This is a genomic window from Colwellia psychrerythraea 34H (genome assembly GCF_000012325.1).
In the GTDB taxonomy this organism is placed as follows: Bacteria; Pseudomonadota; Gammaproteobacteria; order Enterobacterales; family Alteromonadaceae; genus Colwellia; species Colwellia psychrerythraea_A.
Genome location: NC_003910.7, coordinates 3,047,010 through 3,070,025 on the forward strand (window position 1 = coordinate 3,047,010; position 23,016 = coordinate 3,070,025).

At 35.6% G+C, this 23,016-nt stretch carries 24 protein-coding genes and 1 tRNA gene; 12 read left to right on the plus strand and 13 right to left on the minus strand.

Going from position 1 to position 23,016, the window contains the following annotated elements:
• Nucleotides 1–48 precede the first annotated feature (48 nt).
• The 6 genes from fdxA to CPS_RS13055 all read left to right on the plus strand — a co-directional run bounded on the left by fdxA (nt 49) and on the right by CPS_RS13055 (nt 4,942).
• Nucleotides 49–384: a ferredoxin FdxA gene (gene fdxA / locus CPS_RS13030; protein WP_011043705.1), complete on the plus strand. Its 336-nt coding sequence runs from the start codon at nt 49–51 to the stop codon at nt 382–384.
• Between the two features lie 89 nt (nt 385–473).
• Entirely contained in the window at nt 474–1,394 is a 921-nt protein-coding gene (locus CPS_RS13035; protein WP_011043706.1) for a fructosamine kinase family protein, read from the plus strand.
• A 141-nt stretch (nt 1,395–1,535) separates the two neighbouring features.
• Nucleotides 1,536–1,742, plus strand: coding sequence for a CPXCG motif-containing cysteine-rich protein (locus CPS_RS13040; RefSeq protein ID WP_011043707.1), 207 nt, complete (start codon nt 1,536–1,538; stop codon nt 1,740–1,742).
• 165 nt (nt 1,743–1,907) lie between these two features.
• Complete coding sequence (locus CPS_RS13045; protein ID WP_011043708.1) at nt 1,908–3,326, plus strand: MATE family efflux transporter; 1,419 nt, start codon at nt 1,908–1,910, stop codon at nt 3,324–3,326.
• Nucleotides 3,327–3,452: 126 nt separating this feature from the next.
• A tRNA-Val gene (locus CPS_RS13050) sits at nt 3,453–3,529 on the plus strand.
• 165 nt (nt 3,530–3,694) lie between these two features.
• Entirely contained in the window at nt 3,695–4,942 is a 1,248-nt protein-coding gene (locus tag CPS_RS13055) for an integrase domain-containing protein (RefSeq protein WP_011043709.1), read from the plus strand.
• 163 nt (nt 4,943–5,105) lie between these two features.
• Here CPS_RS13055 and CPS_RS13060 read toward each other — a convergent pair whose 3' ends face one another.
• The 8 genes from CPS_RS13060 to CPS_RS13095 form a co-directional block, all read right to left on the minus strand.
• Nucleotides 5,106–7,301, minus strand: coding sequence for a hypothetical protein (locus CPS_RS13060; protein ID WP_011043710.1), 2,196 nt, complete (start codon nt 7,299–7,301; stop codon nt 5,106–5,108).
• A 5-nt stretch (nt 7,302–7,306) separates the two neighbouring features.
• A complete protein-coding gene (locus CPS_RS13065) occupies nt 7,307–8,539 on the minus strand; it encodes a hypothetical protein (protein WP_202944292.1) in 1,233 nt (410 codons plus the stop codon).
• Complete coding sequence (locus tag CPS_RS13070; RefSeq protein WP_041737003.1) at nt 8,529–9,371, minus strand: M20/M25/M40 family metallo-hydrolase; 843 nt, start codon at nt 9,369–9,371, stop codon at nt 8,529–8,531. The genes CPS_RS13065 and CPS_RS13070 overlap by 11 nt, the downstream gene beginning before the upstream one ends.
• 78 nt (nt 9,372–9,449) lie before the next feature.
• Nucleotides 9,450–10,949, minus strand: a complete 1,500-nt coding sequence (locus CPS_RS13075; protein WP_011043713.1) for an asparagine synthase-related protein — start codon at nt 10,947–10,949, stop codon at nt 9,450–9,452.
• Entirely contained in the window at nt 10,949–11,629 is a 681-nt protein-coding gene (locus CPS_RS13080) for an arylamine N-acetyltransferase (protein WP_011043714.1), read from the minus strand. The genes CPS_RS13075 and CPS_RS13080 overlap by 1 nt, the downstream gene beginning before the upstream one ends.
• Nucleotides 11,622–12,422, minus strand: coding sequence for a polysaccharide deacetylase family protein (locus CPS_RS13085; RefSeq protein ID WP_011043715.1), 801 nt, complete (start codon nt 12,420–12,422; stop codon nt 11,622–11,624). The genes CPS_RS13080 and CPS_RS13085 overlap by 8 nt, the downstream gene beginning before the upstream one ends.
• A complete protein-coding gene (locus tag CPS_RS13090; protein WP_011043716.1) occupies nt 12,403–13,380 on the minus strand; it encodes a hypothetical protein in 978 nt (325 codons plus the stop codon). The genes CPS_RS13085 and CPS_RS13090 overlap by 20 nt, the downstream gene beginning before the upstream one ends.
• Entirely contained in the window at nt 13,377–13,925 is a 549-nt protein-coding gene (locus CPS_RS13095; protein WP_011043717.1) for an LOG family protein, read from the minus strand. The genes CPS_RS13090 and CPS_RS13095 overlap by 4 nt, the downstream gene beginning before the upstream one ends.
• Before the next feature lie 146 nt (nt 13,926–14,071).
• Between CPS_RS13095 and CPS_RS13100 the strand changes: the two genes are divergently transcribed.
• Together CPS_RS13100 and CPS_RS22915 are read left to right on the plus strand one after the other, a co-directional pair.
• Complete coding sequence (locus tag CPS_RS13100; RefSeq protein ID WP_011043718.1) at nt 14,072–14,794, plus strand: SAM-dependent methyltransferase; 723 nt, start codon at nt 14,072–14,074, stop codon at nt 14,792–14,794.
• 3 nt (nt 14,795–14,797) lie between these two features.
• Nucleotides 14,798–15,544 carry a formylglycine-generating enzyme family protein gene (locus CPS_RS22915; RefSeq protein ID WP_011043719.1) on the plus strand — a complete coding sequence of 249 codons (747 nt, stop codon included), beginning with the start codon at nt 14,798–14,800 and terminating at the stop codon, nt 15,542–15,544.
• Between the two features lie 164 nt (nt 15,545–15,708).
• On the opposite strand, the gene CPS_RS13110 is transcribed toward CPS_RS22915, so the two are convergent.
• The 5 genes from CPS_RS13110 to CPS_RS13130 form a co-directional block, all read right to left on the minus strand.
• Nucleotides 15,709–16,383, minus strand: a complete 675-nt coding sequence (locus CPS_RS13110; RefSeq protein ID WP_011043720.1) for a class I SAM-dependent methyltransferase — start codon at nt 16,381–16,383, stop codon at nt 15,709–15,711.
• Between the two features lie 356 nt (nt 16,384–16,739).
• Nucleotides 16,740–17,141: a GNAT family N-acetyltransferase gene (locus tag CPS_RS13115; protein ID WP_011043721.1), complete on the minus strand. Its 402-nt coding sequence runs from the start codon at nt 17,139–17,141 to the stop codon at nt 16,740–16,742.
• A gap of 46 nt (nt 17,142–17,187) precedes the next feature.
• A complete protein-coding gene (folE, locus tag CPS_RS13120) occupies nt 17,188–17,736 on the minus strand; it encodes a GTP cyclohydrolase I FolE (protein ID WP_011043722.1) in 549 nt (182 codons plus the stop codon).
• Between the two features lie 20 nt (nt 17,737–17,756).
• Nucleotides 17,757–18,731: a hypothetical protein gene (locus CPS_RS13125; protein WP_011043723.1), complete on the minus strand. Its 975-nt coding sequence runs from the start codon at nt 18,729–18,731 to the stop codon at nt 17,757–17,759.
• Between the two features lie 14 nt (nt 18,732–18,745).
• Nucleotides 18,746–18,937: a hypothetical protein gene (locus CPS_RS13130; RefSeq protein WP_011043724.1), complete on the minus strand. Its 192-nt coding sequence runs from the start codon at nt 18,935–18,937 to the stop codon at nt 18,746–18,748.
• 143 nt (nt 18,938–19,080) lie between these two features.
• On the opposite strand from CPS_RS13130, the gene queD reads away from it, so the two are divergent.
• From queD to CPS_RS13150, 4 genes are read left to right on the plus strand one after another with little or no spacing between them, the layout of a single operon-like run.
• Nucleotides 19,081–19,443 carry a 6-carboxytetrahydropterin synthase QueD gene (gene queD, locus CPS_RS13135; RefSeq protein WP_011043725.1) on the plus strand — a complete coding sequence of 121 codons (363 nt, stop codon included), beginning with the start codon at nt 19,081–19,083 and terminating at the stop codon, nt 19,441–19,443.
• A 2-nt stretch (nt 19,444–19,445) separates the two neighbouring features.
• A complete protein-coding gene (locus CPS_RS13140) occupies nt 19,446–20,366 on the plus strand; it encodes a hypothetical protein (protein ID WP_011043726.1) in 921 nt (306 codons plus the stop codon).
• A 34-nt stretch (nt 20,367–20,400) separates the two neighbouring features.
• Entirely contained in the window at nt 20,401–21,813 is a 1,413-nt protein-coding gene (dpdA, locus tag CPS_RS13145) for a tRNA-guanine transglycosylase DpdA (protein WP_011043727.1), read from the plus strand.
• Entirely contained in the window at nt 21,813–23,012 is a 1,200-nt protein-coding gene (locus CPS_RS13150; RefSeq protein WP_011043728.1) for a DGQHR domain-containing protein, read from the plus strand. Before dpdA ends, CPS_RS13150 begins: the two co-directional genes overlap by 1 nt.
• Nucleotides 23,013–23,016: the final 4 nt, after the last annotated feature.

The window sequence follows — 23,016 nt, forward strand, 5'->3', positions numbered from 1 at the left end:
TGATCCACACCATTATTAAGATAAAAATTAACAAATTTAGATAAAGCCATGGCATTTGTAGTAACCGATAACTGTATATTATGTAAATACACTGACTGTGTGGCAGTCTGCCCTGCTGATGCGTTTTATGAAGGACCTAATTTTCTCGTGATTAGCCCTGATGATTGTATTGATTGTGACTTATGTCCTGTTGAATGCCCTGCAGGTGCTATTTACCAAGAAGATGAAGTACCCGCAGACCAGCAAGAATTCATTGAACTGAATGCCGAACTTGCAAAACACTGGCCCAGAATTACCGAAGTAAAACCGCCATTAGAACAGGCTGAAAAATGGGATGGCGTTGCAGATAAAATCCAATATTTAGAGACTCAGTCAGATGACTAAAACGTATTAAATAAATATTTTTTTCCAAGACAACACTCTGTAGGAAAGCAGCTATACTAAAGAACATATAATTACTCTTGGAGATAACTATGTGGCATAGCATTGAACAAGCCATTAGCGTTGAAACTGGGAAGTCATTTTATATTTCAGAAAAAAAAGAAATATCGACAAGACCGGCCAGCAGTTCCTCATTCACTTGTTCATATGATAATAAAGAGCCACCTCCAAATTTATCATTCAAAATAACTGACGGACACCGCAGTTATTTTCTAAAAATCAACAACAAAGACTATCTAGAAAACTTCCAAGCGGAAGCATACTCATTAAAACAACTTAATAGCTTAGCGAATATTGCCAGTCCTAACGTAACAGCTATAGGCACTAGTTTAGACAAGAGCTTCTTAGTACTCGATTATATTGACTTTAGTAAAGCAAAACCTATGCTTTGGTATCAACTTGGTCAACAGCTCGCTCAAATGCATTACGAAAATCGCCACGGTCAATTCGGTTGGCAACATGATAATTTCATTGGCAGTACAATTCAGCCCAATCATTGGAGCAGTAACTGGACAACCTTTTTTTCTGATCAACGAATTGCTTGGCAATTACAATTGCTGTCTGAGCGTTCCATTATGCTAGGTAATATTGAGCATATTACCCAAGTTTGTCACGACGCATTACTGCACCATCAAGTGTCTCCTTGTCTGGTTCATGGTGACTTGTGGCAAGGTAATACTGGTTTTTCTGGTGAAAAAGCTATGATATTTGACCCTGCTTGCTATTATGGCGACCGAGAAGTGGATATTGCCATGACCGAACTATTTGGTCACTTTCCTGATGATTTTTATCATGGCTACCAAGCAGAATATCCCTTAGATGATGGTTACGAACAAAGAAAACTAGTCTATAATTTTTACCATATTTTAAATCACGCTAATATTTTCGGCGGCATTTATATTGATCAAGCCAAAGCAACCTTATCTAGAATTATGTCATTACCATTACACTAATAATTTAAGATAATAAGTAGATATACAAATACTCGTTTTCCAGAAAAAATTTCGACTGTTTTTTAGTCATTTAATTAAAAATAGTTATACTGAATAAACTCGATTATATGAAATCGAATACCCCTTACTTACGGAGGCTATATGACCATTAAACTAAGTGAAAAACGCATTACTTGTCCTCACTGTGGTCATCATTTGCACGCGACCCTAGATGCCTCTGCTGGTGATCAAGATTATTACGATGAGTGCCCTTCTTGTTGTATGGAGATTCACTACAATTTGCATGTTGATGAATACAGAAAAAAGATTCAATTAACCGTAGATAGTGATGATGAGCAAGTCTTCTAGACATCCTCATTCAAGACTCTGTAAATTGTACTAATAAAAACCTGGATTACTTTACTTTTAAAGAGACTGTTTGCCTTGTTTGCTCAGGCTATCTCATCTATGATGCTTGAAATTTGGCAATACCGATAATCGCTCCCCTTCTTCTTTACTAAAGTAACCAATGACATGAATTTAGCTGATTTCTTCACCCATAGTAAAAGCTTATTAAAACTCACTTATCCCATTTTAATCGCGCAATTAATTCAAAACTTAATGGGCTTTGTCGATATTGTTATGGCCGGACGCGTCAGCGCTACTGATTTGGCCGCGGTTGCCGTAGCGAATAGTATTTGGTTACCACTTATATTGACCATTTATGGCTTAATAATGGCACTTTCTGCTATTGTTTCTCAGCTGGCCGGTGCCAAAAACTATAGCAAAATAGTAGAACAAACCTATCAAACCGCTTGGATATCTTTAGTGTTAGGCTTATCACTGATACTTCTCTACTACCTACTCATTCCTATAGTGTCACCACTCGTCACTTTAGAGAGCAACCTTGAAGAGTTGATGTTCGATTACTTAGGTTTTATTGTTTGGGGTGCTCCTGGCTTTTGTTTATACCTTGTACTAAGAAATTATTCCGAAGGCCTTTCATACACTAAGCCAACGATGATTATTAGTATCATCGGTTTACTGGTCAACATCCCTGCTAATTATATTTTCATCTATGGCAAATTTGGCATGCCTGCTCTAGGCGGTGCTGGGTGTGGAGTAGCCACAGCACTCGTTTACTGGTCTATGTTTATCAGTATGCTTATTTATTGCTTTTATTCAAAGGTACTAAAACAAGCAAACTTATTTAGTGCGTTTTATTGGCCCGTATTAGCAGAAATCAAAGCAATATTAGGCTTAGGTATTCCAATCGCTTTATCACTTCTTTTTGAAGTGAGTCTTTTTGCTATTGTTGCTATTATTTTAGTGCCCTTTGGCGCGCAAGTGGTCGCAAGTCATCAAGTAGCATTAAACTTTACTGGTCTAGTATTCATGGTGCCGTTAAGCATAGCCATGGCTACCACCATTAAAGTCGGCTTTGCTATTGGTAATAAAGACTTCAAACAAGCAAGAGATTACACCATGTACTCTATTGTTCTGGGCTTAGCCCTCGCTTGTATCACGGCGCTAATAACCGTACTTTTTAGAACACAAATTGCTGGTATTTACAGTACAGAAGCTCCCGTTATTGAATTAGCAGCCAGTTTAATGTTACTTGCTACCATTTATCAATTTTCAGATACTATTCAAGTTGTCTCTGCAGGCGCATTACGCGGCTATAAAGACACTAAATCTATATTATATATAACCTTTGTATCATATTGGCTTGTGGGTTTATCTGTAGGCTTAATTTTAGGTGTCACCGATTGGATTGTTCCAAGAATAGGACCTTATGGCTTTTGGATTGGTTTTATTGTTGGTTTGACCACAGCAGCAATATTGCTCGCTTGGCGCTTACGAATAATTCAAGAGCGAATTAAAAATAATACTTTTGTGCCGGAAGAAACTGACACCTTGATACATATTTCTTCAGGTAAAATAGATGACTAGCACAACTTTCGGACATATTGCTGGTAAAACCAGCAAACGAATCTTTTTTTCAAATGAATTAAACAAAACTACTTGCAAGGCGATTAACCAAAAGCTAACATAGCGCTCGTTGAGTTATCAACATGTGCTCGCTTAGCTCAGTTGGTTAGAGTACTTGCATGACATGCAAGGTGTCACAGGTTCGAGTCCCGTAGCGAGCACCAAATACAGGTTCATTAAGAACCATTAAAGACCCGTAAAGCCTTATAAAACAAGCTTTACGGGTTTTTTTATGTCCATTACCTTCCATTCCTGTCCCGTGACATCTGCACTTTTTAGTAGTACATTTAGTAGTACAGCATTTATCTAACAAAAGTTGTACTACTAAAATGGCTAGAAAAGTAAAACCTCTTACCAATACTGAAGTTAAGCAGGCAAAGCCTAAAGATAAGATTTACAAGTTATCTGACGGCGATGGCTTACAATTGCGCATAATGCCAAATGGCTCTAAACAATGGCTGTTAGACTACTTCAAACCTTACACAAAAAAACGTACCTCATTCAGCTTAGGATCATACCCTGATGTTACATTAGCCAATGCAAGAGCCAAGCGTGCATCTTCAAGAGAACTTTTAGCTCAAGACATCGACCCCAAAGAACATAAAGAAGACCACCACCGTGAACAATTGCTTATCGCTAGCCACACTTTAAAGAGTGTTGCTGAAGATTGGTTTGCCATCAAAAAGACCACGATTACAGAAGTTACTGCTAAAAGCCTATGGCGTAAGTTTGAAAACCACGTTTTTCCAAAGCTAGGCCACAGGCCAATAGACAAAATATTAGCACCAGAGGCTATTGAAGCACTTAAGCCTTTAGCTGCTAAAGGTAACCTAGAAACAACAGGTAAAATCATTGGCCATTTAAACAACATAATGACCCATGCCGTAAATACGGGGATATTACATCACAATCCGTTATCAGGGATTCGTAGCGCATTCTCAGCCCCTAAAGTAACTAATATGCCCACCATTAAGCCTAATGAATTAGGTAAGCTAATGAAGGTCATCAGTTACGCCAGCATTAAGCTAGTCACCAGATGTTTAATTGAGTGGCAACTTCACACAATGACCAGGCCCAGCGAAAGCGCTAAAGCTGAGTGGTCAGAAATAGATTTAGAGAATAGATTATGGGTTATTCCTGCTGAACGTATGAAAATGAGATTAGAGCATAAAGTACCACTGACCAAACAATCCATTGAAATACTTGAACGATTAAAGCCAATTACAGGCCATCGAACACACCTATTCCCTTCCCACATTAATCACCATAAACACTGCAACGTTGAAACAGCAAACAAAGCATTAATACGTATGGGCTATAAAAACAGATTAGTCGCTCATGGCTTACGTGCTTTAGCTAGCACTACTTTAAACGAACAAGAGTTTAATGCTGATGTTATCGAGTCTGCACTATCTCATGTCGATAAAAATGAAGTTAGACGTGCCTACAATCGTGCAGAATACCTTGATAGCAGGCGTGAACTAATGTGCTGGTGGAGTGAGCATATAGAGCAGGCAGTAAGTGGCAACTTACCTGTCTCAACGTTAAAAGAGCAAAAGATAATCTGCAACGAATGATATAAAAGCTGCGTACGTAACACATCTCATTCGTATTTGATTTAAGACTTACCTACTCGGCCTCATTTAACCTAAACAATGGCACGATTATGAAACCCTTCTTTATCTAAAGGGCTAGAGTCAAGCGTTATTGATTTGTGTACGCTTTGGGGTACACAAAAGATTATTCCGTACCATTTTCTAATAAAGACTCCCAGATTTTCGAGTTTTCAATAACATCAACAAACGACTCTGAACTAAAGCCATTTTGATACAACGAATCAGCCTCTCTGTCATTTTCGTCATCACCATATAACTCAGTCATATCCATTAAAAGGTTAGCATCATCGTTTAATGCTATATGTAGCTCTTCAACAGAAACTTTTAAAAAATCATTAAAATATTCATGATCAAACTCCATACACGTATCAGCAATCCAACCAATAGCCGTGCAATGTGAACTTTCACCAATTCCAAGTGATGATTTAAACTGATTGTCAGTTAATAAAAGATGCTTAACCGCATCAGTTTTGCGCTTTATTTGTAACCCTGCTTTCCTTAATGCATGGTTTTTATAACCTATAGCCTCCCTTTGACTACTTCTTCTATAAGTAGATTTCACTTCAATCACCAATACAAAGTCATCTAACTTACATATCAAGTCGATTTCACCGGGGTTTATAGAATCACAACTAGAAGGCATATAACTATCAAGAACTGTAAAACCTCGTTTTCTGAAGGACTCACCAAGCCGCTCTTCAATTCTGGAGGTTTCATCCTTTAATTCAGGTCTGCTATTTGCAAAACGTCGAAGATTATTAATAGCATTAACGTTCGTTAATTGACATGCCATCATCCATGGAAGCTGCACGCTATAGTTACCCAATTTAAAAATTGGACGTTCGGTCAATACTGGAAGTTTTTGTCTGTTACTATTTTGTAGTTCGCTGCCCCATTTTTTAAAATCAAGTGACCAAAAATCTAATATAGCCTCTGCCGCCTTTAAGTTACCCTTTGGAAAAACATCAGACACTGTCCAGCCAACTATGTTTTTAGCTTTTTGTTTCCAATTGAGCCAGGTAATTGGGAATCGGTTTTGAAATTCATTATTAGTAGTATCAAGCAATCCACCCATTGCCAACATACTCAAAGCTCCTTGCCATTGCCCTGTATTTTCGTACTCTCTAAAAAACACTTCGATATAATCTTTATTGTAAAAAGCAAGCATCAACTCAAGTGATAACAAAGCTTGGAAAACTTCAACGTTCATACCATTATCAGTTGATACAGTTTTATCGACACCGTATATTTCACTCAGCAGTAAAGCTGATCCAAGAGCTTTGATATAAGCTGTTTGGTTCCACTGGTGATAATATTTTGAGCCAATTTGTTGCTCTGCCATTCCTGAGTTTATAAACTCATTTAGCCCACGATAAAACCAATAACCATCGAGTAGATTAAGCTTTCTCCCGTTTAGGTCCCATGCTTGATTTACCACATTATCTAAAATGGTACGCTCTAATTGATTTCCGTTTAAAAAGTAACTTTCTTCATCATCAAAACAAAAGGGCACAACACTCCGTGATAAAAATTCATTGAGTTCAACTTGAGCCTGGATTAATTCAGAAAATTGAAAGAGAAGCGTTTCTGGAATAACAGAATCTTCATTAGATGGGAAGATAATTGGTGATAGGTGAACTTTCAGTGATTCGGCGATCTTCATTTCAGTTAATTTAAATGATACTGGTTCAGAAGTACTGATTTTCCACTCTACTATTTTCGTTAATGCAATAAACTTAGCCGTTGTAGATATTACTTCTCTATCCAAAGATAACTCCGGCTCTACAAAACCTTGAAATGCATATAAGCTTGAATAACTTAACACCTCAAAAATAGATAATTTTTCAAAAGGCTTTTGACATTGAGCAAGTAAATCTAGTCTTTGTTTATGTGCCAGTTGGAAACATTCACAGACTTTAATTAACTTAGTCAACGAACCAGGCACAGTTTCACCTAATTTCTTTATCTCAGCCCATTTGTCACTTTCTGGCCTTAATACAACTTCAGAATGCCGGACCCCCTTGCCAACTGACGATGGAGAGTTTTTTGCTATGTACTTTAACAAGTCAAAATTAGTTGTATTTCCTTGGGCGAAATAACGAGACAAAGCTAGAACAAAAGCATTAGAACTTAAAACTTCTGTACTGAAGTCCCAAATGACTTTGGAAGACCAAAACAGATTGTCTTTATTAACTTTTTTCTGTTTTTTTAATCTAATTGGTTTACCTGCAAGGTATGCATCTATGATTTCCAATGATGCTTCGTCACAACTGCAACCTCTTTCTAGTAAGGATGAATATTTCTGCTCAAAGTAATTCATAGTCTTTACCCTGCCATTAAGCTTTCTGTATTATTTCGATTTGTAGCAAATATTTTAAAAGCCTTGATTACTTCATCCAAATCTATCAACTTAATATCTAATACTACTTGTTCATTTTCTGAGGCCATTGAGTTTAGAGAGCTAATTTGTTCGGCTCCTATATGATTGTTCTTAATTAACCATTTCCCTAATAGTCTCATCATTTTTGATGACTCTATTAGCAATAAAGTAGTTTGTTCGATTCTTTTAGACAAATTTAATGCAAACTTTTTTTGACAAAAAGTTGTTACATCTCTTGATTCTACAAGTGCATAACCAAGAATGTCGCCAATTAACTTTTTACTATCATGAGTATCAAACGTTTCATCTCTTCGATGCTCCAGTAGTGGAGGTGTGTTGAAGAGTTTAAAGTTACAAGTGAAAGCATCTGAAGCCATGACCATATCACTACGACGACTAATAAAATTTGAATAGCGTAAAGAATCATTTTTACACAGTAAAACCTCAGAATTCAGTACAATTGTTGCTCCACCACGCTCTCGTCCGTTTGCAGGCGTTATCTTTGACGGTAGTTTTATGTTCCGAGTTGTAGCCTTACCCTTTACAAGACAGTCAATAAAATCATCCCATTTTAAGGTAGCGACATTCACGTTATAACGGTTAAAATCACGAGGGTTGAAAGAATAGAAGTCATGATGTGCATTGATTGAATCAGTGCTTGTAACTACCGATTCTACAGGACTAAGGTACTCATTTATCTGAAATATATCTCCCCCCACCCCGTCATCACGAATTGCCAGCAAAACATCAAGTAAAGGACTCGTTCTAGTATATTCTTTTGGAATTGGTGAATCCCCTGATAATGTGCTGAAAGCCATATCACAACCCAATTCGTTTAATTGGTTAATAATATTAATAAAACTCAGCTCAGGAAGGCTCCACAATAAATCGTCATCAAGTATAAAACCAATTCCTCCTCTTTCATTCATTTTTTGCTTAAGGTGCAATTGGCAAATGTTGCGGTTATCAACAATCGGTGGGTAATTAACGAAGCATTCAATCAAATCTACAGGTATAGAGAACTTACACGGTTTTATTGGTTGTGCCATACCAAATAGGAGCACAGACGCTTGAACATCAAAACTTGGTAATGCCTGTTGCATGCTTATTAATAAGCGATTGGCTACCTCTGGATGAGCTGTAGCTAATACCACATGTATATTTTTACTAAGATTCATCGTTATATAACGCATAATTAGCTAAGAATTTTTCAAACTGTTGCTGATGTTTTAACAATTTATTCTCATTCAACGATTCATTATCCCGATGAATAAAGTGTAAACGGTCATTAGGTCCAAATCCCATGTAAACAGCGTTTTTCGGTAAGTTATATAGCAATGGACAAGCTTTTATACCATTCAATTTATTTAAATGTCTATATTCTATTCGGGGGCTGTCTAGGCTGCTTTCAAGTAAACTATGCCATGGTATTAACTCCGAATCAGACTTATCCGGAGACCATAAAAACGCAATTTGCGTATTACTGTCTAAATCATTAAATCCTGTTTCTTCAATATACACCGGGGCACCAAATGCGGGTATTTCATCCTTAAAAATATCATGAGCAACCCTATCCCCCTGTGTAATCTCCTCTTCACCTTGAATTAACCACAGAATTTCAGGGATTGCTTTATCTGATAATATTAGGGATTTTAATGCGATCATACGGGCCATTAAAGGCCCTTTGTTATCAGCAATACCTCTTCCGTAAAGGCGGCCGTTAATATTTTCTAAGGTAAATGCTTCTTCACTGACCCAACTATTCAATTCTTTGACTGGAGCAACATCATAATGCCCATAAATCACAATTTTATTGTCACTTAGTCGCCCAGGGTAATGTGCAATAATTGTCGGCTGTTCGGTTTTCTCTATATCGGTAATACGAATATCAAAACCTAAACCCTCTAGAAATTTTATTACAAACGCTATTGCTTCAATATTGCCTTGAGGATGTCCTACAACTGAAGGCATCGCAATAAACTCTTTATAAATTGGTAATTCTAAACTCATCTCGGTAAATCACTGTTTTGTATGGAAGTAAGGAAAAATGGTGTGTTCATGTATTATTCGTCTGCCCACCTATTTCAACTATTGGGTATTTATTGAAAATTCGATCTTTCGATATTTTAAGTCGCGCCGATCGATCATCTTATCAAAGGCTGGGTAATGAGAAAAATAATGATGATTAACTATGGGATAGTTAGCCAATGTTTTTTCAAAAATAGTCCTTAAAGCAACTCTTTCTGACTTAAACTCTTTCTGTAATTCATCTATTACCAATTTTTGCAAACCAGAAGTTATATCAAAGGACTCTTTTGGCGCATTAATTATTGAATGTGGCAGTAAGTGTTTGAAAGTGTCTCTTAGTAGTGTCTTACCAATATTCATCGGTATATCGCAAAGGTTTTTTACATCCAGCATCATTGCGATTTGAGTAACTCGTTGGTCTAGAAATGGGCAACGAGCCTCAACACTAAAACTTGCACTTATTAAATCTAAACGCCTTAACTCAGTGAAGTGCAAGTCTTTAATTAAATTGGCTCTCATCTCAGTCGGATCATTGCGCCCATTGTACATGCCCTGATAACCACAGAAAAACTCGTCTGCACCTTCACCAGATAGCATGACTCGAATACCATCTTGATGAACCGCTTTGCATAAAAGTAGTGTAGCTAATCCATTAGATATAATTGATGGGTTATAACTCTTAGTGATATGGCACGTTTTTGTAATTAACTTAAGTAATTCATCTGCTGGAGGCGGCTTAATTAAATGAACACGGCTGAGGCAAATATTCAAATGTTCTAATAATGCTAATACTGAATCAGGGTATCTTTCGCCAACGACATAATAATGTGCATTTTCACTTAACCTAGCCTCTAAGATATAGGCAATAATAGAGCTATCTAAACCGCCACTAAGTGCAACAGCAAAAGGCCTGTTTTTTGGAACACGAAGCGATATCGCGTCCTCTAGAGTATCAATAAGGTTTGATTCATTACCTTTTATTGGCAAGTGACTATATTCTTTAAAGGTATTGCCCGTTTTTATATCAAACGCCGAAATCCCTGGTGGCACTACCTTTATTTCAGTTGTTTTTTCATCAACATAGTTAAAATCTATTCCTGTACCTACATGCCAACCAATTCTACTATTCCATACTAACAGTGGTTTTTTACCAACATGATCTGTAAAAATTTCACATTGGCCCGTTATTTTATTAAATAGGAAACCTGAGTACATTCCATTTGACCGCATCAAGGTATCAAGTAATCCGTAGCATTCGATATGTTTAAAAAAAGTACTTACATCGTTAAATTTAGTCGGATCAATATTCAACCGTGCTGCTAGCTCTTGGTAGTTATATATCTCACCATTCAATACCAAAACCTGAGAATTACTTTGTAACGGTTGGTTTACCTCTGGTTCAGTTATATAGAGATGCGAAAACTCAAAATATAAACATGAACCATTTGAATAAAAAACGTCTGAATTGTAAGAGTCTAAACCACGCAACAACGTGTCAGGTCCAACTTTTTCATTAAAATCAACTAGATTTTTAGTAACGCTAACAACAAAGCCACACATTAATTAATACTCTTCAAATACATAGTTAGATCAGGCGTTAACTCCGGAAAGTGAGCATGAACATAACTGATTAACTCAGATGGTGTTAAACTACATTCCTGACAGGGTTTACCTGATTCGTACAAAGCTAAATTGAAGCCTGAAATCCTATGAAATTGTTCGTTTTGCAACCAACTAAGCCTAAGTTCATTACTGTAAGGCAACGGTTTGAGATATCGGTTGGGAAATTTAGCTAATATTGACTCTTCATTTTGCTTTGCGACTGAAATACGGTTCATGTCACGCCACTTCAATCCCTCATACCTCTTAATTAGTAAATAATCTTGCTCTCTAATAATTCTGAAGTGTATTCCAGCCGTTGTATTTTCATACTCAACGTCTTTCAGGTTAGCCTGGTATAACGTTGGCCACCCAGACCCTGTATCTAGAAAAGCCACTTCATTTGGAAGCACTACCCTTACTAAACGGTGCGATTTATCACCTGTTAGGCAAACCTCTGCTTCATGTAATGTAGCTTCAAAACCTCTTCCTACCAGCTCAGATCGAAGCTTTAGTGCATGGTCAAAACATGTACCACCATTAAGAGTTTCTTTATTTAGTAATTGCGCTAAATTATGAAATGGAAAGCTTTGTAATTGGTTCCTTAGTAAGGTTAAAAGTTCGTGGTTTAACTCAAACATTATAATCTTCCGTCACATGTACCCTTCTTAATACAGCTGAATCTAAGGTATCACAATCCACTCCAAGTAGAATTTGACCAACTGATTGACTCAGTTTTATGACTTGCTCATTATGTTTGCCATGAGGAAAACAAATAGAAACAGCAGACATACTCCCAAGTGATTTTAGCCAATTCAAACTACCTATTAATTCAGAATAAAGTTCAGATGAAGTAAGGTTAATGAATGCTCTATGACTACGCCCATGAATACCAAGCTCAATACCTTGCGCACAATAGCGCTTTAGCTGTTGTTCCGACATAAACAAATCACTATTATCGGCATCAATAGTTATGCTAAACCAATGCTTTCTATAATACCGGTACCTTAATGCTGACATGCCTCGTAGTAGTTTTTTTATTCGCCCCCCTAGCAATGATTGAAGGAGGCTTGGGGTAATATCATTGCTTGCCATTACATGTTGAGCCATATCATCAATAGGTGAAAAACCCGTTAAAGAAAAATCTTTTACTGGGAATACCGTTGCTGTCATACCACGTCTAATCAATTCATCTAACGCATTACAGTTATCTTCATAACCATCATCAAAAGTAATAAATACATCTTGGTCTGTAAACCCCATCGTTATGTTAGAAATAGGTTTAGTTTTCCAACTATTCATTTCAATTAGGTCGAGCAGCTCTATGAACTTATTCCAGCTAATAGCGGTTTTTCGCTGAAAGTAATAATCATCTTCATCATAATGCTCAATAACCCGATGAAGCATATAAATTCTAGGCTGTTGTTTCATCATTATGGTCTCCAATAATCGAGAATATACGAGAACCATTTGAGTGGCTAAAATCGTAAAAATCGGCAATAGCTAATGAAGCTAAATCAATACGATAAACCCCAGTGCGCGTATCTTCTATCGGTCTTTTCAACCAATTTGTACGACTACACTCCTTATGAATCGCAGTAATGCCAACATAAATTGAATCATCTGTTACTAATAAGCCCCGGCACCATCCCTCAGATTTAGTCGTTTGAAATAAATCAAAAAACAATTCGAACTGTAGAGGTAATGATAATGAAGAACGATATATTTGCCCTGAAACGGTGGTTATCCAGATATAGCTTTGATCTACATAGCCATCATGTGGTTGGGTAGGTAAGTCATTACTTAGTGGCTGCATTGTTCTGGCATCGAGTAAATGCTTCTTCTTGAAACTGGTTGCTATAATCCTGTTATCTAAGCGTTCTCCAGCCTTAATGACATGATTGATGTGCCAAGTATCAGGTACTTTTCGAAGGTGAAATTCAATTGCTGAAGTTTCATTATCGTAATAGTCACCTTTAGTACTATATTGCCCTTTAACACGCACAGCTACTTCCGCATCTGACAGAAAATCTAATCGGCTAACAGGATGAAATTGATGATCTAATATATCAATGCAATCACGGCCGGTATTTGCGAGGTAAACTCCCTGTCCTTCTACACTTATATGATGCAAATCATTATATTGTTCATCTTGTCTTATCTGTGTTAACTCACATAGAGCAAGGTCGAAGATAAAAACCCGATTAAAGTCACATCCAACAAGTTGTTGATCGTTAATCCAAGCAATACTTGTAATACCTTTACCAACAACATCTCGGCCTGAACTAGGCAATGTAGCTAATAATCGTTTGTGCTTGGTTTCTGTATCAAGTTGCCATAATTCACTTTTGGGTTCACCAAAAAAGTAACTGATAGGAATGAATAACTTCACCTGTTATGGCCACTATTAATACAGCCACTATTAGGAACAATCGTAGATAGACTTTTCAGTGTTTTTCGTAGCTCATCGAGGCTATGTATATGGTAAAGTCTTGAGTTACATCGTTGGTCAAGGTATTCATCGGTTAGCTTATCAGCCCAGCCTCCAGAACCTTTCATCAAAAGTATCGGTTTATTAAATTGGGATGCTAAGGCAACTTCACTCAACGTTCCTGCACCACCACCTAAAACGACAACAGCAAATCCACTAGCTACAACTAATTGATTTCGCCCAACATCTAACCCTGATGGAATGACAATATCAATGAATTCATTGGCTGTATCAGCCTTTATTGAGGGTAAAATCCCGATAGTCTGACATGGCATGTCACCCGATTTATGTCCGATGCAACTTGCTTCCATCACACCACCTAGCCCACCACAAACTAAATGAAACCCTAACTCATTAATAATTAGGCCAACTGATTCAGCCATATGCTGCAAAATAGATAATTTAATTCTGGCGTTACCAATTACAGCAACTTGAGGAAATGACAATCTACGGCTCCATGTAAAAAGAATTTTTATTTTTAAAAGAAATGATTATATATAATATATTGATTGTTAATCAATATATTATATAAACTCTAGATTATCACTGAACAAAAAATATAATTACAGAAGGAGGGACTAGTTTGTCTAATATGATAAGTATTGTTGGTATAGGCTCAGGAAACCGTGTGGAAGAATTAACCATCAAAGCTTATAACACCCTTAAAAATTCAGATATAGGCATTTATCCTGGAAATTTTATTGGTGAAGAACTCAAAGAGCTATTCGAAGATAAAACGATGTTTACCGGACGAGATATCACATCCGAAAAAATAAAAAACATTTTCCACAACAATAGAGATAAAAACATTTGCCTCATGGTATCCGGAGATCCAGCACTATATTCTGGGCAATTCAATACGAATTTATGTCTAGATGAACACATAAAATGGTTTAATGAACACAATTATAATTATGAGATGATCCCAGGGCTAAGTAGTCTCAGTATTTTATGTGCAAAAAAAAGTATCGACCTTACACCCTTCTCAAAAACTCAAAATGTATTTATTACAAGTATTGAACGGTTACGAGATTTGAAATGCTTTAATTACACTGAGTTAAAGTCTATTCTCTCTACAAAGCCTGTACTTGCTCTTTATCAATCATTGAAAGAATTCGATAATATTAAGAGTCTATTGATGGAGTTTTATCCTCCTACCACAAAAGTAATTTTTGCTCAGTCTTTATCATGGAGTAATGAATGCATTTTTGAGACTGATCTTAAGACGCTCAATGAAACCGAATCAACAACCAGCCAATTTAATGATCAAACATTAATACTGGTATACCCGTCAACTATTCTGACTATCAAATAACACATGAATTATTTAAATACCTCATGGCTTGGGCATTTTGTTAAAGTTCCTAAAGGTCAGTTTTCGATGGGTAACTCTAGTGCATACACGTCGTTATTTGGAAAAAAATTAATTGAACGACCTCAAGCAAGAAAAGTCCATACCGTTGCGGTAACTCAAGAAATTGCAGTGTTAGAAACACCTGTTACGAATTCAATGTTTCAACATTACCTAAAAGCTCAGCCAGAATCTTTGAATGAAATGGAATTTAGCTTTATCGCTAACAAAGCATACTTCTCTGACTATTATTTCAAAAACAAGTCAGAAAAATCGTTAAAAGATAAAATAGAGTGGCAATCAAAAAATCTACTAAATTACATTAATAAGGCTGAAAATAGTAACCTACCTGTTGTCGGTGTTGATTACTTCACGTGTATTAATTACTGTCACTGGCTATCAAGTAAGCTCAATTGTAAAGTGAGACTGCTTACTGAGGCTGAATGGGAGTATTGTGCAAGAGCTGGTACAGATACCATTTTTTCTTGGGGAAATGAGATATCGCCTGTAGCAAAACATGCATGGTTCTTTGATAACGCAAAGTTAAATATAAAAATGGTTAAGCAACTAGCGCCGAACAATTGGGGCTTATATGATATGACAGGTAACGTATGGGAGTGGTGTGCCGACAAATATAGCCAAAAATTTTACGATTACTCCAATAAAAAAGATCCCAAATCGACACATGGCAACTGTAAAAGATATGTTATCTGAGGTGGCAGTGCATTAAATAAAGCGGAAACAACCAGAGTTACCCATCGTTTTGGTTTACCGCCGAATATAAGAAATGAATTTTTGGGCTTCAGAATTGTAATTGAACGGCCTGTCAAAGGTTATTCAGAGCTTGTATCACAAAAATTAATTACAATTAGTGGATATTAACGTTTTACAATCTCAACCATAATTTGACCTCTGGGGTGAGCGTATTCACTTTTACATTCTTTTAGCTTAAATCCATTCCTTTCAACTAAATTTTCAAAAAAATCAAACGGATAATAGAAATTTTTAAAGCCAACCTCTCGATACTCAACGCTATTATTATAAGTAAAATAAAAAGCCGAATCCTCGTTCATGATCTGACCAATATTCTCAAAGCATTCAGATATATGCTCAGGTTTCAAATGGGTAAATACTGATTGAGCAAATATAAAGTCAAATGTTTTACCTAAATAACAATTAAAATTAAGGCTCTTATTTTTATCCAAAAGTAGCTGAGGCTTTTTATCCGATAGCTTTTCTTCAACAACTAATTCCTTAGCCGATTCAATAGCCTTAAATGAAATATCTACACCGTAATAGTTTGAGCTATTTAAATACTTTATAAAATGTCGCCCTCCCCTTAGGGTACCGCAGCCAATATCAAGCAATTCATGATGGCATTGGAGACCTTTTTTAGTTAAGTACTCAAACTGAAGCTTGCCAATCTCTTCCCACATACCTCCAATTGCTAACTTAGGATCAACATCCACACGTAGATCTGTATGCCGACTGTATGCCTCTAGGTATTCATGTTCGTTGTAAATAGCCTTTACTCGTTCGCAGGATTCATCCATATTGTTACTACTTCCAATATTGTTTTGTTATGAATAAATATTATCTAAACATGATAACACACCTAATTTGTTGGTTAAGTATCTATACTATTGCACATGAACTTTTGGTTTAACTATGACTGTAGCCCCAATTAATTTCTGTTAACTTTATAAAATACCATCAAATGAAACCTGCTCTTAGCCATTTCGATATGCTAATCAAAATATGGTGAAGTATTTTTATGTAAAAGTCCGGGCATCCAGAAAAAATAAGGCACTTAAAAAGAAATTTTTATATATACATTACTATCAAATCTTATAAAGTTATTGCTTTTATTAAAATAAATATAATGTTAAAAGTTAGCTAAATTCCTATTTTATACTTTTGTACTCATTAATTTATGACTACTAGAAAAACCAAACTTCTCATATAAAGAATGCGCATCATCAGTTACAAGCAACTGGAATTTGCTTTTCCACCTTGGATCATTAACTATCGTATCCACCAACCACTTCCCAAGTCCTTCACTGCGGTGTTCCGAATCAATAATTACGTCTGAAATATAAGCTACTGAAGCAAAGTCAGTAACAACTCGACCAAAACCAACTTGTATTTTATTATGAAATAAAGAAAAGCAAATACTGTTTTTAATAGATATTTGAATAGTTTCAACATCTCTATCACTTGCCCAATAAGATTGTTTTAGTAGTGATTTAACTTCATCAAATTGAACTTTATTTCGGTCATCATAAATATAATAATTACCTTTAGAGTACATTTATAGCCTCGAATAAGTTGGTTAAACTACTTTAAATAAATCATGATTATGGCCTAACGAGTGCTAACATCTCTTGTCTCGCAGAAGAATTATCTCTCATCTGCCCTAACATTACTGACGTTGTCATTGACGAGTTTTGCTTTTCAACGCCACGCATCATCATGCATAAATGCTGTGCTTCAATAATTACACCTACGCCAATAGATCCAGTTATTTCTTGTATTGATAAAGCTATTTCTCTAGCCAAATTTTCCTGAATTTGCAAACGCCTTGCATACATATCAACGATCCGTGCAAACTTTGATAATCCTAAAACTTTACCGTTTGGGATATAAGCAATATGGCACTTTCCAATAAAAGGAAGCATGTGATGTTCACACATCGAATATAACTCGATGTTTTTCACTACTACCATTTCATCTGCATCAGATTCAAATAAAGCCCCATTTACCACATCGTCAATATTTTGCTTATATCCTTGAGTCAAGAATTCCATTGCCTTTGCAGCACGTTTTGGCGTATCTAATAAGCCACCTCTATTAATATCTTCACCAATTGTTGCAAGAATCTCTCGATAGTTATTTTCTATAGTCACTTATTTATTCCTAATTCAAATTAATTGTTAAATTGAGATTCAACATACTTCCAAAGAGTAACATTTGGATCTTTTGTTTCTCTCCATACAGGGGAAGACAACCGTTTATCCATATAGATTTCTAAAGCATTAAACATTTGAAAAACTTTTTTATCTCCCTCAAAAGAGAAAGTTTCAAAAAATTTATCTTCCAACATATCTAGAGTTTCAAAATCAATAACCCCATTGTTCATTGCCCAATGGATAGATAAAACAGGGATAGTGTTCTTTCTAATGCTAACAGGCATTATTGAATCAATACTTATATTTAATTCTAATGCATCACGTTTCTTGTTCCTTAATACAAGCGCTTCTTTTTCTCTAAAAGACTCAACTAAATCATCAAATGCTTGTTCTCTTTGACTTTCAGACTCATTAGGAACTAATCTGCAAAATTTTACAGCTTCAATTGCTCTATCGTTGCCATATAAGGTGAGTACTCGATTTAAAAAGTTTTTATTCAAAAAGAAGGTTTTACTTAAATAATTTAACATCCCAGTAAAGTTGCTAAATGCAAGACCATCAAATTCAAATGTTTCTTCAGGCAATATCTCTCTAACCGGTATACCGTCAATACATAGATCCCACGCTTTGAAGTTGACTCTTTCTTTTGCGATAAGAAACATTTCCCAACCGCTTTTCTTGAAACCTTCAAACGCATTACCAGTAAAATCTGATTCATTTAACTCTTTTTCTGTCCAATTTGAACCTATCGACAACTCTTTGCTGCTGCGAATAATAATTTTATCTTTAATAGTTTGCTTGAGTTCTTCTAAAGAACTCGCTAAGGGGTGACATCCATATGACTGGCATTCATCACAAGTAGGTATAGATATCATATCTAGTCCGCCCTTTACCTCTTGGTCTCTGACTTCTATATTTGTGTGAGAGTTTTCACCACAAAACCAACACTTGAAACGACAATCAAACGGTATATCTATATCTAGCAGATCCATGCTTTATTATTCCTTTATATTAATGCCATATACTTATCGATTTGTTCTTCAGAAACTACATTAATCATTTCACGAATTGAGTTATGTTCAACTTCAATACCTAATGCTTCTTTTGCCATATTTATAGCTTCTTCTTTACAACCGTGATGATCACTTTGTAAAGTCAAAATAACTTTTACAAGCACTTTCTTTTGTTCACTATTCATTATTTCACCACTAAATAAATTTCAACCTTAATGCTACGGACACTATAACAATCCATCGGAATTTAACAATCGATAGTAGTGGCTGGAGACATAATTCTAGTGTACAATGCTGTTTTTATTGACAGTGGATTACCTAGAAAACGATGAATACAGCCATATATAAGGACTTTATGTTCGAAGCAGCACACAAATTACCCAATGTTCCCGCAGGACATAAATGTGCAAGGCTTCATGGGCATTCATATAAAGTAAGAATCCACCTTGAAGGCACTGTAGACAAAGATTCAGGTTGGTTTATAGATTTTTCAGACGTAAAAACAATTTTCAAACCAATTTATAACCAATTAGATCATTATTATTTAAACGATATTGAAGGCCTAGAGAATCCTACTGCTGAAGTTATCTCGAAATGGATCTGGGATAAATTAAAGCCTGATCTTCCAGAACTTTCAGCTATTGAGTTGATGGAAACTTGTACTTGCGGTGTTATTTATAAAGGTAAGTAACTTTGAAAATCCACTTAATCACTAACTGCACAAACCTTAAAAAATCTAATATTCAGGGTAAAGTGACATTAGAGAGCTTAATAAGAGAACATAACTCTCAAAGTATAGTTAGTGCTTGGTTTGAGCACCTTGAAAATGCTGTTCAAAAGGTTCCAGCAAATGAAGTTTATGCGGGTGATCATTGGAAAGTTGCTACAAGCATCGTAGTTCCAAATTTAGACTTATGGGTACTATCCGCAGGTTATGGATTAATTCATAGTTCATCACACATTGGCTCTTATGATGCTACGTTTTCAAGTGGAAGTGAAAATTCAATCAATAAAACAGGGTTATCGAATAATGAATGGTGGGAGAGTTTACATCAAGTAAGGAATAGCGAGAATTTTAAGTGTCAATCGCTTCATTCATTGGTCTCAATTAACGTAGATGATGTATTTTTTATAGCTGCTTCTCCTGATTATTTAAGAGTAATACAGAAGGAACTAAAACAATTACTTTTAGATAAAAAGCTTACAAATAAGAACCTTTTTATTATTTCAAGTAAGCATAATATAGATAAAATACTCATGCCCTATTTCTTAGAATCCAGCGCTGATTTTTGTAGTACCCTAAAAGGCGGGCGAGTATCATTAAATATAAGGTTAGCAAGATATTTATTAGAGCAAGATAGTGTTAAAAAATTTAGCCCTAACCATATTATTGATAAATACAATCACCTTCAAAAAACATCTGTAAAATTACCAGTTAAGAATCGTAAAAAGCTTTCTGATGATGAGATTAACAACTTTATTATAAAAGAGTTAGAAGTTAATCAAGGATTTAAAGTCTCAGCAACAATGTTACTGAAAAAACTAAGAAGTATAAACTTAGCGTGTGAACAAAAGCGATTTACAAAGCTATTGAATAAAATACAACTCCAATAATTTTTTATAACTATCCATAATACATAGGTTTAACGTGACAACTTTTAATTATTATTTTCCAGACAACTTAGATTTTGTCGACCCTAAATTTAATGGTATTACCAACGAAAAAACCAAGCATCATCGTAAATATGACGATGACGCCTACCCTCATGAAATATTAAAGGAATTGCCTTACAACGGCATGCTTGTTTCATTAGCTGGTGTTGGAACGATGCAGAAGAAAGGAAAGTACTACACCCAAGAACTCACTGAAGATTTCTATTATTACGGTGCTAAGAAGTTTCTAAGATTAAACCAAGATAAATATTCGAGTGTATTACTGATGGGGGATTGTGGCGCATTTGATTATGTAAATGAACCTGAGCCACCATTCACAATTGATGAGTTAATTGAATTCTATGACCGGGGAGGATTCGACTGTGGAATATCACTCGATCACATCGTATTCCCATATGCCAAAGATGATGAAGCATTAAAAGCTATGGATTATGCTGACATAAGAGAAGCTGAACGCAGAATAAAAATAACTCTAGATAATGCCGTTCTATTCTTAGAACGTTCTAAGGTTCTTAATACTTCTAAAGGTAAGTCTTTCATTCCTTATGGTGTAGCTCATGGTTTTAGCAAAGAGTCTTTTATTAGTTCGGTGAAAAAGCTAGAAGAGATCGGATACACTCATATTACAATCGGCGGTATGATCAAATCAAAAACGCCTGACTTATTAGATTTATTAGAAACCCTCTCTTCTATTAAAAAGAAAGAAACACAATTTCACTTACTGGGAATCTGTAGATTTGAAAATATTCCTGCATACGCAAAATATGGTGTAACTAGTGCAGATAGTACGTCTCCACTAATGCAAGGCATTAAAGCTGGAAAATACTTTGAATTTAATGATGATGCTCATGAGCTTATTCAATCCTTATCAATAAGAATCCGTCAATGTGATCATGATAATGTTCAGAAATTAATTGATAAACATCGCCATGAAATTCGAAGCCTAGTAGTTAAAATGCTAAACAATAATGAAATGGATATAGACCTTTCCAACAATGCACTATCCACAAATGAATGTGTAAAAAGGCTTGAAACTGATTGTATCAAAAAATTAAAACAATATGATGCAACCGGCGAACACTTTGACGCTACATTTAAGGCTCTAATGGCTTATGAAAAAGTAACTACGGCCGATCATTTAGCTGAAATAACGCCAGTTAAACAAGCTATCTTAAACAAAGATAAGTTAAGAGTTAAAAAGTTTTTGTTAGAAAGGCCCTGGAAAACTTGTACATGTGGAGTTTGTGAAAGTGGAATAATGAACATCATTTTTCGCTCTAACCAAACCAACCGTCGCAGAGGTATACATAACTTAGCTATGGTGACAAAACATAAAGATAAAGTTATTGATGACATGAAAAGCACGATGATTAAGGCTAATAAATAATGAAACCAGTCATTTTAAAAATCCAAGTAATTAAAAAAGTTGTTAATAACGTCACTGTATTTTCTGGCTGGGTAGAAGGAAAAAAAGTAAGAGATATCGCTAAAATCGTCCATATAACAAGGGAAGGTAAATACATCCATGGATATCAAAGAAGCGAACTACCAAAACATATTGAGTCTATAAAAGATTACGTTGAATCCCCTAAGTCTACTATTTTGGCAAATCTCGTTATTGGCTTTAATAAATCAGTTACCTTTACTCCTTTAGAAGGTCAAACTGAGTTTGGACATTTGGAAGTTCCATACTTTCCTGAATCTCCATCACAAGAGTTACCGGGATCAATTGTAGATGGTCAACAACGTTCAGGGGGAGTTAAAAATAGTTGTCATGAAAGTTATCCTTTGCCTGTTTCTATTTTCATTTCTGAAGATGAAAATGACTATATTCAGCAATTTTTGATTCTTAATCTCGGCAAGCCATTAACATCAGTGCAATTAAATGCTTTAGCACTCAATGATGACATTTATAAGCCTCCAGCATTAGCTATAAAGGCCTTTCCTCTATCTATTTCAGAGGAACTAGGGTTTGGGGATAATAAAAATGGAACGCCTCCTTTAAAGGGACTTATCAAATCGAATGGCAACCCTTTAGGAAAAATTGCTGAATCATCAATTACTGAGTTTGTTTCTAACGTCGAAAGAATGATCTTGAAATCTATTAACGTAAGAGTGCATCAAGACTTAACAAAAGAGTCAAAACAGTTGTTTGCTCAAATAATTAATAACTTTTGGATAGCAGTTACGATTGTATTCGAAAGTGAATGGAAAAACACCTCTAAAAGCATGAAAGATACTTATATCATTCATGGTACTAGCATATTTGGTTTCTCATTTTTATGTCGCCATATGATAAGAGTATTTCTCGAAGACAAATCGTTGAACACAGTAAATATCCCCACTATTGAATTTTTTACTCAAGAGTTAAAACTTATATCTAATAAATGCCATTTCAGTAAAACATCATGGAATTTGGGTCTTATAAGAAGTGATGAAGAAGGTGGTGATGATATAAAGTTTTCTCGAAGGTGGCATGATTTTCAGAATACGACCTCAGAGAAGCAACTATTTGCCGGAAACTTATTAAAAATTTATGAAGTGGCTAAAGAGTTTAAGACAGATTACGATGTTTACTTTAGCTAATTAG

Excerpts from the sequence above, each read along its gene's own strand:
- fdxA (WP_011043705.1), top strand. The coding sequence starts at position 49 with ATGGCATTTGTAGTAACCGATAACTGTATATTATGTAAATACACTGAC.
- CPS_RS13035 (WP_011043706.1), top strand. The coding sequence starts at position 474 with ATGTGGCATAGCATTGAACAAGCCATTAGCGTTGAAACTGGGAAGTCA.
- CPS_RS13040 (WP_011043707.1), top strand. The coding sequence starts at position 1,536 with ATGACCATTAAACTAAGTGAAAAACGCATTACTTGTCCTCACTGTGGT.
- CPS_RS13045 (WP_011043708.1), top strand. The coding sequence starts at position 1,908 with ATGAATTTAGCTGATTTCTTCACCCATAGTAAAAGCTTATTAAAACTC.
- CPS_RS13055 (WP_011043709.1), top strand. The coding sequence starts at position 3,695 with ATGGCTAGAAAAGTAAAACCTCTTACCAATACTGAAGTTAAGCAGGCA.
- CPS_RS13060 (WP_011043710.1), bottom strand. The coding sequence starts at position 7,301 with ATGAATTACTTTGAGCAGAAATATTCATCCTTACTAGAAAGAGGTTGC.
- CPS_RS13065 (WP_202944292.1), bottom strand. The coding sequence starts at position 8,539 with ATGAATCTTAGTAAAAATATACATGTGGTATTAGCTACAGCTCATCCA.
- CPS_RS13070 (WP_041737003.1), bottom strand. The coding sequence starts at position 9,371 with ATGAGTTTAGAATTACCAATTTATAAAGAGTTTATTGCGATGCCTTCA.
- CPS_RS13075 (WP_011043713.1), bottom strand. The coding sequence starts at position 10,949 with ATGTGTGGCTTTGTTGTTAGCGTTACTAAAAATCTAGTTGATTTTAAT.
- CPS_RS13080 (WP_011043714.1), bottom strand. The coding sequence starts at position 11,629 with ATGTTTGAGTTAAACCACGAACTTTTAACCTTACTAAGGAACCAATTA.
- CPS_RS13085 (WP_011043715.1), bottom strand. The coding sequence starts at position 12,422 with ATGATGAAACAACAGCCTAGAATTTATATGCTTCATCGGGTTATTGAG.
- CPS_RS13100 (WP_011043718.1), top strand. The coding sequence starts at position 14,072 with ATGATAAGTATTGTTGGTATAGGCTCAGGAAACCGTGTGGAAGAATTA.
- CPS_RS22915 (WP_011043719.1), top strand. The coding sequence starts at position 14,798 with ATGAATTATTTAAATACCTCATGGCTTGGGCATTTTGTTAAAGTTCCT.
- CPS_RS13110 (WP_011043720.1), bottom strand. The coding sequence starts at position 16,383 with ATGGATGAATCCTGCGAACGAGTAAAGGCTATTTACAACGAACATGAA.
- CPS_RS13115 (WP_011043721.1), bottom strand. The coding sequence starts at position 17,141 with ATGTACTCTAAAGGTAATTATTATATTTATGATGACCGAAATAAAGTT.
- CPS_RS13125 (WP_011043723.1), bottom strand. The coding sequence starts at position 18,731 with ATGGATCTGCTAGATATAGATATACCGTTTGATTGTCGTTTCAAGTGT.
- CPS_RS13130 (WP_011043724.1), bottom strand. The coding sequence starts at position 18,937 with ATGAATAGTGAACAAAAGAAAGTGCTTGTAAAAGTTATTTTGACTTTA.
- queD (WP_011043725.1), top strand. The coding sequence starts at position 19,081 with ATGAATACAGCCATATATAAGGACTTTATGTTCGAAGCAGCACACAAA.
- CPS_RS13150 (WP_011043728.1), top strand. The coding sequence starts at position 21,813 with ATGAAACCAGTCATTTTAAAAATCCAAGTAATTAAAAAAGTTGTTAAT.